This is a genomic window from Paraburkholderia phymatum, assembly GCF_038900715.1.
Lineage (GTDB): Bacteria > Pseudomonadota > Gammaproteobacteria > Burkholderiales > Burkholderiaceae > Paraburkholderia > Paraburkholderia phymatum_A.
This window is the reverse complement of the sequence record NZ_JAYMRZ010000007.1, coordinates 248,405-263,231: the sequence shown is the minus strand read 5'-3', so window position 1 is coordinate 263,231 and position 14,827 is coordinate 248,405. Positions and strand designations below refer to the sequence as shown.

General features: G+C 64.8%; 14 protein-coding genes. 6 read left to right on the top strand and 8 right to left on the bottom strand.

The window, feature by feature from the left end:
• Positions 1-66 precede the first annotated feature (66 nt).
• Positions 67-264 carry a hypothetical protein gene (locus VSR68_RS15905; protein WP_342940760.1) on the top strand — a complete coding sequence of 66 codons (198 nt, stop codon included), beginning with the start codon at positions 67-69 and terminating at the stop codon, positions 262-264.
• 50 nt (positions 265-314) lie between these two features.
• Positions 315-509, top strand: a complete 195-nt coding sequence (locus tag VSR68_RS15900; RefSeq protein WP_342940759.1) for a hypothetical protein — start codon at positions 315-317, stop codon at positions 507-509.
• A 67-nt stretch (positions 510-576) separates the two neighbouring features.
• On the opposite strand, the gene VSR68_RS15895 is transcribed toward VSR68_RS15900, so the two are convergent.
• From VSR68_RS15895 to oxlT, 8 genes are all read right to left on the bottom strand, one after another.
• The gene (locus tag VSR68_RS15895; RefSeq protein WP_342940758.1) at positions 577-891 is read right to left on the bottom strand and encodes a hypothetical protein; all 315 of its coding nucleotides are present in this window, start codon (positions 889-891) and stop codon (positions 577-579) included.
• 184 nt (positions 892-1,075) lie between these two features.
• The gene (locus tag VSR68_RS15890) at positions 1,076-2,041 is read right to left on the bottom strand and encodes a vWA domain-containing protein (protein ID WP_342940835.1); all 966 of its coding nucleotides are present in this window, start codon (positions 2,039-2,041) and stop codon (positions 1,076-1,078) included.
• A gap of 5 nt (positions 2,042-2,046) precedes the next feature.
• Positions 2,047-2,607 carry an MxaK protein gene (locus VSR68_RS15885; RefSeq protein WP_342940757.1) on the bottom strand — a complete coding sequence of 187 codons (561 nt, stop codon included), beginning with the start codon at positions 2,605-2,607 and terminating at the stop codon, positions 2,047-2,049.
• Positions 2,604-3,602 (bottom strand): vWA domain-containing protein, encoded by a 999-nt coding sequence (locus tag VSR68_RS15880; RefSeq protein WP_342940756.1) that lies wholly within the window; start codon positions 3,600-3,602, stop codon positions 2,604-2,606. Before VSR68_RS15880 ends, VSR68_RS15885 begins: the two co-directional genes overlap by 4 nt.
• On the bottom strand, positions 3,599-4,555 hold the full coding sequence (locus VSR68_RS15875; protein ID WP_342940755.1) for a hypothetical protein: 957 nt from the start codon (positions 4,553-4,555) through the stop codon (positions 3,599-3,601). The genes VSR68_RS15880 and VSR68_RS15875 overlap by 4 nt, the downstream gene beginning before the upstream one ends.
• On the bottom strand, positions 4,552-5,433 hold the full coding sequence (locus tag VSR68_RS15870) for a DUF58 domain-containing protein (protein WP_342940754.1): 882 nt from the start codon (positions 5,431-5,433) through the stop codon (positions 4,552-4,554). The genes VSR68_RS15875 and VSR68_RS15870 overlap by 4 nt, the downstream gene beginning before the upstream one ends.
• Entirely contained in the window at positions 5,430-6,449 is a 1,020-nt protein-coding gene (locus VSR68_RS15865) for a MoxR family ATPase (protein WP_342940753.1), read from the bottom strand. Before VSR68_RS15865 ends, VSR68_RS15870 begins: the two co-directional genes overlap by 4 nt.
• 361 nt (positions 6,450-6,810) lie before the next feature.
• Positions 6,811-8,160, bottom strand: coding sequence for an oxalate/formate MFS antiporter (oxlT, locus tag VSR68_RS15860; RefSeq protein WP_342940752.1), 1,350 nt, complete (start codon positions 8,158-8,160; stop codon positions 6,811-6,813).
• 732 nt (positions 8,161-8,892) lie between these two features.
• Between oxlT and VSR68_RS15855 the strand changes: the two genes are divergently transcribed.
• From VSR68_RS15855 to VSR68_RS15840, 4 genes are all read left to right on the top strand, one after another.
• A complete protein-coding gene (locus VSR68_RS15855) occupies positions 8,893-10,251 on the top strand; it encodes an MFS transporter (protein WP_342940751.1) in 1,359 nt (452 codons plus the stop codon).
• A 108-nt stretch (positions 10,252-10,359) separates the two neighbouring features.
• Positions 10,360-10,941: a YdeI/OmpD-associated family protein gene (locus tag VSR68_RS15850; RefSeq protein ID WP_342940750.1), complete on the top strand. Its 582-nt coding sequence runs from the start codon at positions 10,360-10,362 to the stop codon at positions 10,939-10,941.
• Positions 10,942-11,201: 260 nt separating this feature from the next.
• Positions 11,202-12,026: a substrate-binding periplasmic protein gene (locus VSR68_RS15845; RefSeq protein ID WP_428983515.1), complete on the top strand. Its 825-nt coding sequence runs from the start codon at positions 11,202-11,204 to the stop codon at positions 12,024-12,026.
• Positions 12,026-14,773 (top strand): bifunctional diguanylate cyclase/phosphodiesterase, encoded by a 2,748-nt coding sequence (locus VSR68_RS15840; RefSeq protein WP_342940749.1) that lies wholly within the window; start codon positions 12,026-12,028, stop codon positions 14,771-14,773. The genes VSR68_RS15845 and VSR68_RS15840 overlap by 1 nt, the downstream gene beginning before the upstream one ends.
• Positions 14,774-14,827 lie beyond the last annotated feature (54 nt).

The following is a 14,827-nucleotide window of genomic DNA, read 5'->3' as shown; positions in this document are numbered from 1 at the left end:
AGCGTTGCTCGTCCGATGGTCTCGGCGCGCGCATGCCGCCGCCGATTCACGCCACGGAGGCATGAAATGGCAAACACGATCAACGAGCAGCAGAACACGATGGACGAACCGGGCGGACCGGAAGCGCCGCTCGCCGACGAAAACACACGGCGCACGAAGACGAAAGACAAGCGGGCGGACAAGGCCGCGCATGGCGAGCCGACCGATCCCGACTTCGAGCCGCCCGTCGTTCCCGGCGATACGCATGGAGCGTCGCGCGGCTGAATCATCCGTCGCGCCGACATCGCCTTCCGATCAACATACGGACACACGTCATGCAAACCGATCCGACGGTCGATCCCATCGCGGACCCGGCCAATCAGCCACTCGACGAACCCGAAGAGCAGCCGCGTCCGACGCCGGGCATGCCGCCCGACATGGACCCGCTCGCGCCCACGCCGTCGCCCGAAGAGGAAGAAGAAGACGAACAGCGCCCCGCACCCGGCGACGACGACGCGAGTTTCAAATAGCGTCTGCGATCAGCGCATGCGCTTGCCGTGCCTTCGCTGTTTCGCATCGGCGAAGGCACGGCGGCTGCTATTTGTTGCTGCCCGCACCTGTGCCGTACAGGCCGTTGTCGAAACCTCCGGCGCCCTCGGCCTTGTGATCCGGCTTCGCTGTCGCGCCGCGCTCCTTCTGCGCATCGACGGCTTGCGGTCTGCTGGATTCGAGCGTGTGCGCGGGCGGCGGATCGGACTTCGTGCCCATCGGTGCGCCACGGTTTTCCTGAGACGTGTCGCCGTCTGGCGCCGTGATCTGCGCGACGGCGGCTGTACACATCAACATCGCGCACGCTGCGCCCGCCGAAGAAAGCAGCCGAGACATCAACGAAGAGATTCGATTCGTATGCATGGCCAGGTGTCCTCGCAAAGTTCCTGTCAGCGAGCAGTCCATGTGCCTGCAATCTCTTTGCGGTTGCGGATGTGGCTATGTTTGAAGAAGCGCGTGAGTCAAGAAGCGCGCTGACTTGTGAAGCGCGAACCAGGCTCATGAGGAACGCGTTCACCGCGCGGTCATTAAAACAAACGAAGGCGATTCATGTGCGGCTGATCGCGCGATGAGCGGGGACAGCCGCCGCGCTCGCGGTCTTGTGCCTGCGCACGACCTGTCTCGCAGGGAGAAAGCGCCAGACGAGCAGCACGAGCGCAAGCAGCGCCGGACACCAGCGAACATTGGTCGCGACAGGCGTCGGATGCGCGAACCGTGCGTCGGTCAACGGTGCGCGCAGCGAATCGGCAGCGACCAGCCGCTTGTAGCCGAAGCCGAGATGTCCGGCGACGGCTTCGAGATACGTCTCGCGAAGCTCCGACAGTTCTTCGTGGCTTTCGGCCGTGGTGGGCGCGCCAGGCGTCGGCTGCAACTGGCGCACTTCGTCGGAGCGCCAGAAGCCGGTGCGCACGCCGTCGGCATTCGTTTTAGGGATCGGCGCTGGCTGATCGCCGCCGACGCCGATCAGCCAGCCATGCACGAGTCCTTGCGGAATGTCGCGCACGCTGGTCTCGTTCGGCGCGACGGGGGGCGCTTCCTGGCCATCGGTGACAAAGACGACATCGGTGTTGTGGCCGAGGTCCGCAGCCGCGCGTATCGCCGAATAAAGGCCGCCTTGCGCGATCACGCTGCTATTCACCCAGCGCATCTTTCCCGTGATCTGATCGAGCGACGACAACAACGCATCGTAGTTGCCGCAGACCTCGACGGGCGCGAGCAACAGCAGCGAGCGCTGATTCGCAAACACGCTCCAGCCGATTTCCGATCCGCATGGCAGGTGCTGCAACGCATCGCTCATCGCGGCGCGCGCGAAGTCGAGACGGCTGATCGGCTTGCCGGCCATCGAGACATCTTCGACATCCATGCTCTGCGTGATATCGAACGTGACGACGTATCGGAAGATCGGGCGCGTGAACTGCACGGGCGGCAACCACACGGCGGCGGCGAGCAGCAGTGACGCCAGCGGAAGCTGCCACCAGCGGCGCCCCAGATGCGGCAGCGATGCGCGTCGCAGCGCCTTCACGGCAGTTCCTCCGGCGCTGCGCCGCGCACGTTGATGTTGTGCTGCTCCTTGACGTCCTTGTCGTCGTCGGCGGTGTCCTGGGCTTCGGGCGCGAGGCGCAGCGCGCGCTCGAGGTTGTAGCGCGCGTCCCAGTCGCCGGGGGCGAGGCGCAGCACGTCGCGATAGCGCGCCTTCGCGTTTTCGAGCATCGGCGGCGAGCGCACGGGCCCTTGCGCGTCGTCGCCCGCAGCTTCGCGCAGATACATGTTGGCGAGATCGTAGAGCGCGATACGACCCGTCTCGCTCGATGGCGCGAGCCGCCCGAGATCGTAATAGAGCTTGCCTGCTTCCGCATGCTGGCCCGCGCGCGCGAGCGCGACCGCTTGCGCGAGGCGCACGGCCGGGTCCTGCTGATTCGCGGCTGCCTTGCTCCATTGACTTGGCGGCTGCGTGGAGATCGTCGCGATCTCGCGATTCGCGCTGGCCACGTGCAACACGCGCGCCGCGTAGTATCCGGCGACGGCCGCGCAGCACAGCGTCGCCGCGCCGAACATCAGGTGTATGGGCAGGCGCTTCACGACAGGCTCCGCTTTTGCACGAACCAGATGCACAGCAGGGTCACGCAGCAGAGCAAGGCCGTTGCGAAACACCATGCGCTGCCGTCCTGTCGCGGCAATCGTTCGACGAACGACACGGGCGCGTTCTCGGTGCGCGCGATATCGGTCATTGCGCGCGCAACCTGTTGAGGGCTGTCCGCCTGATACAGGCGATAAGGCGTCGGCAGCGACAGGAAGAAACGATGCAGCTCGGCTTCGGGCGAATGGTCCGACGCGGCGAGCCGCGCATGCAGATCGGGGCTGTACACGCCGCTGCGCAGATAGATGAAATACAGCGCGACGCCATTGCGCGCGAGCCCCGCGCGAATGTGCTCGCGCGCGACGTCGTCGAGCAGCGCGCCGCCGTCCGATACCAGCACGATCGCGCGGCTGCTCGTGCGCGCGCGGCCGTCGAACAGCTCGACGGCCAACTGTATGCCGCGATCGAGCAGCGTGTCGGGCATGCCGCGCCCGATGGCCGTCGCATCGATGGCGGCGTCGATCACCGTGCGATTGCGCGTGAACGGCACGGCCAGCATCGGATGCGTGCCGAACAGCATGAACGCGAAGCGGTCGTTGACGCGCTGCGCGACGAATGCGCTGATCGCATCGCGCGCCATCTGGTTCTTCGTTTCGCCTGCCGTCGGCGCGTCGGCGACGTTCGCGCTGCCGGTGCCGATCGGCGCGTACATGCTGCCGCTTCCGTCCATCAGGATCAGGATTTCGGCGCCCGCTCCCGTGATCCGCTTCTGTTCGCCGGAGAAGCCGGGACCCGCGAGTCCCACGATGACGGCCGCGAGCGCGAGCATCGCGGCCGCTCGCCAGACGAACGCGACGACGCGGCCCGCGCGATCGCGCGGCAGCCACGCGACGTACGAATACGGCAGCGTGTCGATGCTCCGGCGCAGCAGCGGCAACGCGGCGAGCGGCAGCAGCGCGAGCGCCCACGGATAGAGAAAGTCGGGAGGTGTGCTCATCGGTGATGACGCTTTTCTGCGCGATAGAGCGCGCGGTACAGATCGCGCAGCGAAAACGGCGTCGCGACGGGCAGATCGCAGAAGAAGCGGTCCGACGATCGCTGGAAGAACTGCTCGATCTGCGGACGAAGCTCGCGCAGATGAGGCGCGTTGTCCGTCAGGCCAGGGATCGAGCCGGCGTGCACGACGCGTCCCGCCGCTTCGTCGAGCGCGCGATGCAGGCCGCGCCATGCATCCGGGTCCGCTTCGAGCGCGTCGTCGTCGTGCTGGCCGAAGCGGGCCCATGCCTTCGCGAACGGAAGCCGCATCGCGTCGCGCCGGTTGCGCGCGATCCACCAGCCGAGCCACGCGATCAGCACCGCGACGGTCAGCGCGATCCAGATGGTCATCGCGCGTTCGAGCGGCGCGGTGGATGGCGCGGCAAGCAGACGGTCGGGCTGAAGCGTCGCGAGGCGTCCCGCATCGGCGACGCCCAACGGCGCAAGCGGGCCGATCGACAGCGGACTCTGCGCGATATCGAGCGTTGCTCCCGACGTCAGACGCAATTGCAGCGGCGGCGTCGAGGTCACGGTAGGCGCGCGCGGCGAATTCATCACCTGATAGTCGAGCACGAGCCAGCGGCGGCCATCGGCGTCCGTTCGGAGTGTCGGCGGGCGGCGTTCGAGCCACGCGTTGACGCGGCCCGTCGATGGCATCGCGGAAAGCGCCGCGTCGCGTCCGTGATCGTCGAGAAGAATCTGCTGGGTCAGGATATCGCCGAGCACATGGCCGAACGCGCGGGGTTGTTGCACAGTGGCCGGTTTAGGCTGCGTTCCTTGTGGCGTTGCGGGCGCTGCGTGTGTCGTCTGCGCAGTAACGCTTGCGATCATGAAAGCGGCTGCGAGCGCAACGAAGTGCGAGAGCGCGCGTTGCGCCCGTGCGTGCATCGACAACGTGACGTCGGCGCGATTCATGCCGTCATCTCGAGAAAGTAACGGCTGAGCGCCTCGGGATTGAACGCGCCGCGATTGAAGAACGGACGGATGCCATGACGCGCGAACGCAGCGACGATCTGCGCTTGCCGTTCGGCGACGGCATGGCGCCAGCGGTTGCGGACCGAGTCGCGCATCCACATCGTCCGCGCTTCGCCCGATTCGATATCGGCCAGCGACATCCAGCCGTTCTGCGACGGCGGCTCGATTTCGGCGCGGTCCCAGATCACGATGGGGACGACCCACGCGTGAGTCAGCGTGTCGAGCAATCCCGACAGCGCGTCGAGCGGCCAGTGAAAATCGGAGACGAGAAAGACGAGGCACGCGCGGCCAGCAAGACGCGTGACGGCATCGCGCAGGCCGCCCGCGCGCGCGCCCGTTTGCGGCGCTGCCGGTTGCACTGCCGTTTGCGCAGACGCGCGCAGCAGCTCGCCCATCAGCGCGCCCATCCCCCGCGCGTGCCGCGCGGGCACGAAGAGATCTTCGCGCTCGGCATCGTCGAAGGCGATCATGCCGACGGGGTCGCCGATGCGAAACGCGCTGTGTCCGAGCGCCTCGACGAACGTTGCGGCCACATCGAGCTTCGTATGCGCGGCACCGAAGCGCATCGACCCCGACACATCGACGACGGCATGCACGGCTACGGCCACGCGTTGCCGGTGAACGCGCACGAGCCATTCGCGCTGGACCGTGCGCACGCTTGCGCGCACATCGATCCGGCGCGGATCGGGATAGTCGAATAGCCGCGTGTGCGCCGCGAACTCCTGGCCGATGCCGACGCTCGAGCCGCGATGTCCGCCGGGCCGCGCTCCCGATACGCGCATCGGCAGGCGGTACTGGAACTCCGTCAGCGTGTTCACGGCGCCGCGATCCTCGATACGATCTGCGCGATCAGCGCATCGGCGAGTTCCTGGCGGCGCAGTTCATAGACGGGCGTGAAGTACACGCGATGGCCGAGGGTCGGCAGCAGCACGCGGTGAATGTCCTCGGGCATCAGATACGTGCGCCCTTCGAGCCACGCGACGACGCGCGCCGCGCGCAACAGCGCGCTCATGCCGCGCGGACTCGCGCCGGCGAGGATCAGGCGCTGCATGTCGACGTCATCAAGCGCGATATCGAATTGCGTCGGGTTCTCCGTCGCGCGCCAGATGTCGAGCGCATAGCGTTCGATCGCTTCGCTCGCGTGAATCGTGCGCTGAATGCCCGCCGCGATCGCATTGAGCCGTTGCCACGGCAGCACGTCGGGCGCGACGCGCGCGAGCAGCGCTTCCGTGTCGTGAAAGGCGGGATCGAACACGAGCGCGCGGCGCGCGGGCTGATCGTCGGGCGTCGCCATGTTCAGCTCGAACATGAAGCGGTCGCGCGCCGCTGCCGCCAGCTCGAAGGTTTCTTCCTTCTCGACCTTGTTGCGGTCGGCGAACACGGTCATGTGCGGGAAGCGGTATTCGCGGTCGAACGCGAACACAGAGCGCTCGGCCATCGCGCGCAGCAGCAGCGATTGCACCTGCGGACGCGCGCGGTTGATCTCGTTGAAGAAGAACGTCGCGAGCCGTTCGCCGTGCTTGATCAGCGGGCCCGGCTCGATGCGCGGCTTGCCTTCGGCGTCGACGTACGTGTGATACACGAGATCGCCCGGCATCAGGTCGATCGTGCCTTCGACGCGCTCGAAGTCGCCGCCGATCGCTCGCGCGAACGCGCGCAGGATCGTCGTCTTGCCGACGCCGACGCCGCCCTCCAGCAGCGCGTGGCCGCGCGCGAACAGCGCGACGTTGATCAGACGGATGGTCTCGCGCTGCCCGATGACGGCGTTCTCCACCTGATGCTCGATATCGAGCGCGAGCTTGCGCCAGTCCTCGAGTAGCTCTTCGCTTTCCATCGGATCGCCTCTGCGGTCGGCCGTTGTCGGAAGGGCGACACGTACGCCGGCGAAGCGGAAAGGAAGCGTCGGGAAGGGGCGTGCGTATCAGCGAAAGCGTGGCGCGCACGGTTCGTGCCAGGCGAATGGTCGCGGCGCGCTGCGTGCCTTGCCGCGACGGCTCGTGATGCCTGAACGCGCAACGGCAGCGTCTGCGGCAGGGCAGTGTGTCACGCCGACCGCTACAGAGTGCGTCAGGTTTGGCATGCGCGAATGGGTGTCCGCTTTGCAGCCGCAAATGCGCGGCCAGCGGACACCCGTACAGCAGCGGCGGCAACGTGTGCCGCCGATCAGCGTTGTTCAGCGGAATCACTCGCCGCGCTTAGCGTCCTCCCGCGGAAATCCGCGCCGATTCGCTGATGCGCGTGGATTCGTACGGCATCTCGAGCGACGGCTCCGCATGCTGGAGCACATACGCGCGCCGCATCGGCTTGAGCACGAACAGCGCCAGCAGCGCCGCGACGGCGGCCATGCCGGATGCCAGCATGAAGACGGCGTGCCAGCTTCCCGTCGCTGCCGTGACGATGCTCGTGAACGGCACGAGCAGCGCGGCCGTGCCTTTCGCCGTGTACAGCAGGCCGGCGTTGGTCGCGGCGAACTTCGGTCCGAATGTGTCGCCGCAAGTGGCCGGGAAGAGACTGTAGATCTCGCCCCACGCGAAGAACACGATGCCCGTCAGCACGACGAACGCAGTCGGGCTGTGGCCGAACTTCGACAGCGCCACGATGCCGATCGCCTCGATCGCAAACGCGACGAACATCGTGTTCTCACGGCCGATGCGGTCGGAGACCCAGCCGAAGAATGGACGCGTCAAGCCGTTGAGCACGCGGTCGATCGCGAGCGCGAACGTCAGCGCGGGCAGCGTCAGGCCGATCAGCGAAACGGGCGAATCGTGCAAGCCGAAGTCCTTGGCGATGGGGCCCAGTTGCGCCGTCGCCATCAGGCCGCCTGCCGCCATCATCACGAACATCAGGTACATGACCCAGAACACGGGCGCGGACACCACTTCCCGAGGCGTCGCGTTGTGAACGGCGCGCTTGACCGCGCTCTTCACCGCATTGCTCACATTGGCGAGCATGCTGGCGGGCGGCGCAAGCAGGAACAGACCGAGCGCGAACACGACGATCCCCTGGCCGAGGCCGAACCAGAGGAACGTGGCTTCGTATCCGCTGTGCTTGATCATGTTCGCGATCGGCACGACGGTGGCCGCCGATCCCGCGCCGAATCCGGCCGCCGTGATGCCCGCTGCGAGCCCGCGGCGGGTGGGGAACCACTTCAGCGCATTGCCGACGCACGTGCCATACACGGCCCCCGCGCCGATGCCGCCGATGGCCGCCGCCACGTACAACAGCGGCAGCGACGTCGCCATCGAGTTGATGACCCACGCGAGCGCGCACAGCAGGCCGCCGCCGACCACGACGGGTTTAGGTCCGTACTTGTCGACGAGGTAGCCCTCGATCGGCACGAGCCATGTTTCCGTGACGACGAAGATGGTGAACGCGACCTGAATGGCGGCGCGGCCCCAGTGGTACTTCTCGTCGATGGGATTGACGAACAACGTCCAGCCGTATTGCATGTTGGCGATCATTGCCATGCAGATCACGCCGAATACCAGTTGCGCCCACGGTGATGCGTACCACGATGCCGCCTGTTCCTGATGCTCCGTCTTCATCTCTGTCTCCTTTGTCGACGGGAGCTGCGCTTTCGCGCGGACTCTCGTCCCATGCTCGATGGTTGCCGACTTGCTTGCCTATTAATTTGCGAAAGCTCGGACCACGCTTCCGATCACCGTCCGCTCAAAAAGCAGCGCTGATAGATCCCATACGATATGTGATATATCAAGTAAGTCAAGTGAAAGCGGCAAGGGGTTTTCACCGAGTCGATTCGTTTGATGAAAGGAAATTGTAGGTACGCTCGGCTTATGCTGGGTGAGCAAAAAAAAAGCCCGTCGGCTAGCACAGACGGGCTGAGGACATGCAACGAGACAGGCGTGTTCGCGCATGCCCTGTCGTTATAGATGAAAGTAAAACGTAATGGAAGTTTTTTGTTTGTAAGTAAGTGGCGGAAAAAACACATGGGCGCGCAACGATATCCGGCGGGAACGCCTGCTACGCTTGATAAGGCATCCGTATCGCGACAAGTGGATTCGTGAGGCGGCTTCGGCCATCGGTAGTTACCCTTCGTTGACGCTTGCCGAGCGCAACCGCTAAAGTGTTCGCAATTTGAAAGATTGTGCGATATACGAACATCGAGCGATGAGCGGATATCGACACCAGAAGGCGCGGCTTGTGCCGTTTGACAGATCCGGGGCGGGGCGCGGAAGTCGGTATCGCGCATCGCTTCCACGCACTTCAGTACGACTGGACGCAGCACAGCACGCTGCGCCATGTGTAGGAGACAGGCGATGAACCGCACTTCCGTCGTGAACGTTCAGACGTTCATCAACGAGCAGCCATTCGGCGGCTTTCAATGGCTCGTTTTCTTCATGTGCTTCGTGATCGTCCTGCTGGACGGTTTCGACACGGCCGCGATCGGCTTTATCGCGCCGTCGTTGCTCACTGAGTGGCATCTTGCGCGGCCCGATCTCGCGCCCGTGCTGAGCGCCGCGCTGTTTGGCCTCGCATGCGGCGCGCTCGGTTCGGGCCCATTGTCCGACCGCCTCGGACGCCGTTCGCTGCTGCTCGGCTCGGTGTTCCTGTTCGGCCTTGCGTGTCTCGCGTCAGCGTTTTCGTCGAGCATCGGACAACTGACCGTGTTGCGCTTCGTCACGGGCGTCGGTCTTGGCGCCGCGATGCCGAACGCGGTCACGATGATGGGCGAGTTCTGCCCCGATCGCCGCCGCGCGACGTTGATCAATCTGATGTTCTGCGGCTTTCCGCTTGGCGCGGCGTTCGGCGGCTTTCTCGCCGCGTGGATGATTCCGCATTTCGGCTGGCGCAGCGTGCTGATGCTCGGCGGCGCGACGCCGTTGCTGCTCGGTGTCGCGCTGCTCGTCAAGATGCCGGAGTCGGTGCGCTTCATGGTGGCGAACCGTCATGCCGTCGAGCGGATTCGCGCGACGCTCGCGCGCATTTCGTCGGCGGCGCTGGATGCCGGTTCGTTCGTGATGACGGAGACCGCGCCGCAAACGGGCGGCAAGGGCGCGGGCGTCGTGCTGTCGCGTTCGTACATTGTCGGCTCGGTGATGCTGTGGATCACCTATTTCATGGGCCTCGTGATCTTCTACGCGTCGATCAACTGGATGCCGATCCTGTTGAAGGATGCGGGCCTGACACCGAAGAGCGCGACGCTGATTTCGGCGCTGTTCCCGCTGGGCGGCGTGGGCGCGGTTTTGTGCGGTGTGCTGATGGATCGCTTCAACGCGAATCGCGTGATCGCCGTGTGTTATGCGCTGACGGCTGTCAGCGTGTATTTCATCGGACAGGCTGCGGGCAATGTCGGCGCGCTCGTGGCAATCGTGTTCATCGCCGGCGTGTTGATGAACACCGCGCAGTCGTCGATGCCGGCGCTCGCCGCAGCGTTCTATCCGACGGAAGGGCGCGGGACGGGCGTGGCATGGATGCTCGGCGTCGGACGCTTCGGCGGAATCGCGGGGTCGTTTCTCGTGGCCGAACTGACGCGCCGGCATTTCACGTTCTCGGGCGTATTCGCGACGATCGCGGTCGCGGGGCTGATCGCGTGCGTCGCGCTGCTGATCAAGCAGATGGCGCGGCCGCATGGCGTCGATACGCTGCCGAACAAGGTGGAGTCGCTGGGGCATTGAGAGAAGCGCGTGCGTTGCGCCGTCCCTGCCCGTGACGCTCCGACCGATATTGACTTGTCACACGGATGCAGTTAGATAACAGGTTCATTCCGTGTCGGAGCGCCGCAAATGAATCCGGAGGTCGATGCCTTTCTAAGCAACACAAAAAAATGGCAGAAAGAGTTTGAAAAACTGAGAGCGATCGTTCTCGACTGTCAGTTGACGGAAGAAGTGAAGTGGGGCGTTCCCTGCTATACGTTCGATAAAAGAAACGTCGTGCTGATGCACGGATTCAAGGGATACTGCGCGCTTCTGTTTTTCAAGGGTGCGTTGTTAAAGGACGCCAAAGGCATTCTGATCGCGCAGACCGAAAACGTGCAGTCGTCGCGCCAGATACGGTTCACCGACGTGCGCGACATCACGGCCATCGCCGACGTCCTGAAGTCTTATATCCGCGAAGCCGTGGAAGTAGAAAGAGCCGGCCTGAAGGTGACTTTAAAAAAGACCGCGGAATTCGCCGTTCCAGAAGAATTTCAGAACAAACTGGACGAAATGCCGGAGTTGAAAGACGCTTTCGATGCGCTGACTCCGGGGCGGCAACGCGCTTACCTTCTCTATTTCTCCGCGCCCACGCAATCGAAAACCAGGGCGTCGCGAGTCGAAAAGTGCAGCCAGCAGATTCTCGAAGGCAAAGGGCTGAATGACCGGTAGCAGGCATTTCCCCTTCACGAATAAAGAAATGGAATGCATGGATCATTTGCCGTGACCACGCATGGTTTGACCACTTTGTCATTTTTGCCAGCACCCGTTGAAACAACGGCTCAAGTCATCGTCATACCTTGCCGTTAACGCGTGAGGTCTACTCATCTGTGGGCCGACCGTCATGCAAGGCTGACAGTGCCATGACCGGCCTCGCCGGCCGTCCGGCACCGACCGAATCCCGAACCCGAGCCTCGATAACAGGAGTCACCGTGATTCACCGCGGCCTCAACGGTTTGCTAACCCTGCTCATCGCGATGAGCACGCTGAGCGGCAACGCATTCGCACAGAGCGGCCAAGGCGGCCAAAGCGGCCCCGATTGCTCGCGGCCGTTCACGCTCGCGCTGCACGATCACGGCCTGCTGTATTCGCTGGAAACGAACACGGGCATCGACAAGGATTTCGCCGACGAGCTGATTCGCCGCAGCGGCTGCGAGATCCGCGTGAGCCTGATGTCGCGCGCGCGCATCTGGAAGCTGATCGAATCCGGCGCGCTCGACTTCAGCCTGTCCGGCATCACGAACGAGGAACGCGACGGCTACGCGTCGTTTGCCTGGTACTTCAGCGACAAGTTCTACCTGCTCGTGCGCAAGGACGCCGGCATCCATCAGTTATCCGATTTCGAACACAACGACAGGTTTCAACTCGGCGTGATCCGGAGCTTCCGGTATAGTCAGTCGGCCAACGAACTGGTCGATACGCTCGCCGCGGGCAATCGCGTCAGTCAGGCGGGCGGCCTCGAGCCGCTTTATCAGGCGCTGATGCGCGGCAGCATTCAGGGGATGATCATCGAGCCGTTCGACTATCCGGCGCTGGATGAGAAGCGCATCCGCGACATCAGCACGATCATCGAATTCAACGACGCCGCCGTGCCGCACGGCCTCATCATGTCGAAGAAGGCGCTGTCGCCGCAGGAGCGCGAGAAGTGGCGCGCGCTCGTCGCCGCGATGCGCGCGGACGGCACCGTGCGCCGCATTTTCAGGAAGTATTTCAAACCCGAGCTGGCCGATTCGATGGTCGACTTCACGACACCGTGATGAACCGCGCGCGCCTCATCCTGCTGCCGCTGCTGATTCTCGTGACCGGGTTGGGGATCACCTGGTCCGTATGGGATCACGAGCGCCAGGCGGCGAGGCGCGAGCTGTTGTCCGAATTCAACTTCGCGCTCGGCGATTCCGTCAGCCGCATCGAGCAGCGGATGGCGACCTACGAGCAGATGCTGCGCGGCGTGCAGGGCATGTTCGCGGCGCGCGGCTCGCTCGATCTGCAGGCGTTTCACGGCTATCTCGGCGCCGTCAACGCCGACCCGAACTTCTCCGGCATGCAGGCGATCGGCGTCGTCCAATGGGTGCCCGCCGACAGGCACGACGCGCACATGGCCGACATGCGCGGGCGCTTCGGCCGGCGCTATGCGATCGATCCGCCCGGCGAGCGCGCCGGCTACGCGCCCGTGATCAGCCGCGAGCCGCCGCTCGCCGACGGCGGCACGCTGCTCGGCTACGACGCGTGGGCCACTCCCGTGCGCCGCCAGGCGATGGAGCGCTCGCGCGATTCGGGGCTCGCCGTGGTGTCGGGCAAGGTGCAGCTCGCATCGGATGCGGGCGAGCCGCCGCTGCCCGGTTTCGTCATGTATCTGCCCATCTACGAGCAAGGGAAGCCGCAAGATACCGTCGACGAGCGCCGCGCGCATCTGCTGGGCTGGGTGTATGCGGCGTTCCGCATGCGCGATGTGCTCGCGAGTCTCTATGGAGAACAGCCGCCCGGTCTCTATCTGTCGATCTACGACGGCACGCAGCCGTCGCCGGAGTCGCTGCTCTACCGGTCGTCGGAGCCGAAGATCCGCGAGGTGATCTCGGCGAACGAATATCTCGTCGTGGGCGGGCACAACTGGACGCTGTCGATGGCGGCGCAGCACGATTTCAAGGCGCGCTTCGGGCACAACGCGAAGCTGCTGATCGCCTGCACGGGCACGGGGCTCTCGCTGTTGCTCGCGCTGCTCGCATGGAGCCTCGCGAGCGGCCGCAGCCGCGCGATGCGGCTCGCTTCGAAGATGACGGCCGAGGTTCGCGAGAGCGAGGCGGAGCTGCGCATCGCCGCCGTCGCGTTCGATTCGCTCGAAGGCATGATGGTCACGGACGCGAAGGGCACGATCCTGCGCGTCAACTCGGCGTTCACGCAATGCACGGGCTACACGGCCGACGAAGTGGTCGGCAAGAACCCGCGCATGCTCAGCTCGGGCCGTCACGAGCCCGCGTTCTTCCGCGAGATGTGGGACACGATTCATCGCGTCGGCGGCTGGCAGGGTGAGATCTGGGATCGCCGCAAGAACGGCGACATCTATCCGAAGTGGCTGACGATCACGGCCGTGACCGCGCAGGACGGCCGCGTCACGCATTACGTCGGCACGCACTACGACATCACCGAGCGCAAGCTCGCGGAAGAGCAGATCAAGGAGCTGGCGTTCTTCGACGCGCTCACGCATCTGCCGAACCGCACGCTGCTGCGCGACCGGCTGAAACAGGTGATCGCGCTGAGTGCGCAGAACCACACGCACGGCGCGCTGCTGTTCGTCGATCTCGACAACTTCAAGACGCTCAACGACACGCTCGGTCACGACAAGGGTGATCTGCTGCTGAGCCAGGTCGCGTACCGGTTGCTGTCGGCCGTGCGCGAAGGCGATACGGTCGCGCGGATGGGCGGCGACGAATTCGTGGTCGTGCTGAGCGACCTGAGCCGCAACCGCCAGGACGCGGCCGCCGAAACCGAGGCCGCCGCCGAAAAGGTGCTGGTGGCGCTTTCCCGAACGTACCATCTCGACGGCACGGAGTTCCGCACGACGGCGAGCATCGGCGCGACGCTCTTCACGGGACACGAAACGTCCATCGACGAGCTGCTGAAACAGTCCGATCTCGCGATGTACAAGTCGAAGGAAAGCGGGCGCAACGCGATCTGCTTCTTCGATCCGGCGATGCAGACCGTCGTGATGGAACGCGCGGCGCTGGAGGCGGCGCTGCGCTGCGCGATCGACGAAGACCAGTTGCTGGTCCACTACCAGGCGCAGGTGTTCAACGGCGATCGCGTGACGGGCGCCGAGGCGCTCGTGCGCTGGCAGCATCCCGAGCACGGTCTGATTCCGCCCGCCGAGTTCATTCCGCTAGCTGAAGAGACGGGCCTGATTCTCGCGCTCGGCGACAAGGTGCTGGAGACGGCTTGCCGACAGCTCGCGCAGTGGGCGGCGCGCGCGGACAGGGCGCATCTGTCGATCGCCGTCAACGTGAGCGTGCAGCAGCTTCGCGAAGGCAATTTCGTTACCGGCGTGCTCGATGTGCTGGCACGCACGGGCGCCGATCCGAGCCGCCTGAAACTCGAGCTGACGGAAAGCGTGCTGGTCGACAACGTCGAGGACATCATCCGCAAGATGACGTTGCTGCGCGCGAAAGGCGTGGTGTTTTCGCTCGACGACTTCGGCGTCGGCTACTCGTCGCTGTCGTATCTGAAGCGCTTGCCGCTCGGGCAATTGAAGATCGACAGATCGTTCGTGCGCGACGTGCTCGACGATCCGAACGATGCCGTGATCGCGCGCGCGATCGTCGCGCTCGCGCAGAGCCTCGGGCTGGGCGTGATCGCGGAGGGCGTCGAGACGGAAGCGCAGCGTCGGTTTCTTGCCGACGCCGGGTGTCACGCGTATCAGGGCTATCTGTTCTGCCGCCCGCTTCCCATCGAAGGCTTCGAAGCATTCGCCGATACCTTCGATTCGAGGCAGTGGGCCGTCGCGATGCCCTGAAGTCCGTGCGTTTGTTTCGTGCTGCCGATGCGCGAAGAAGCGCACGAAGAAGCG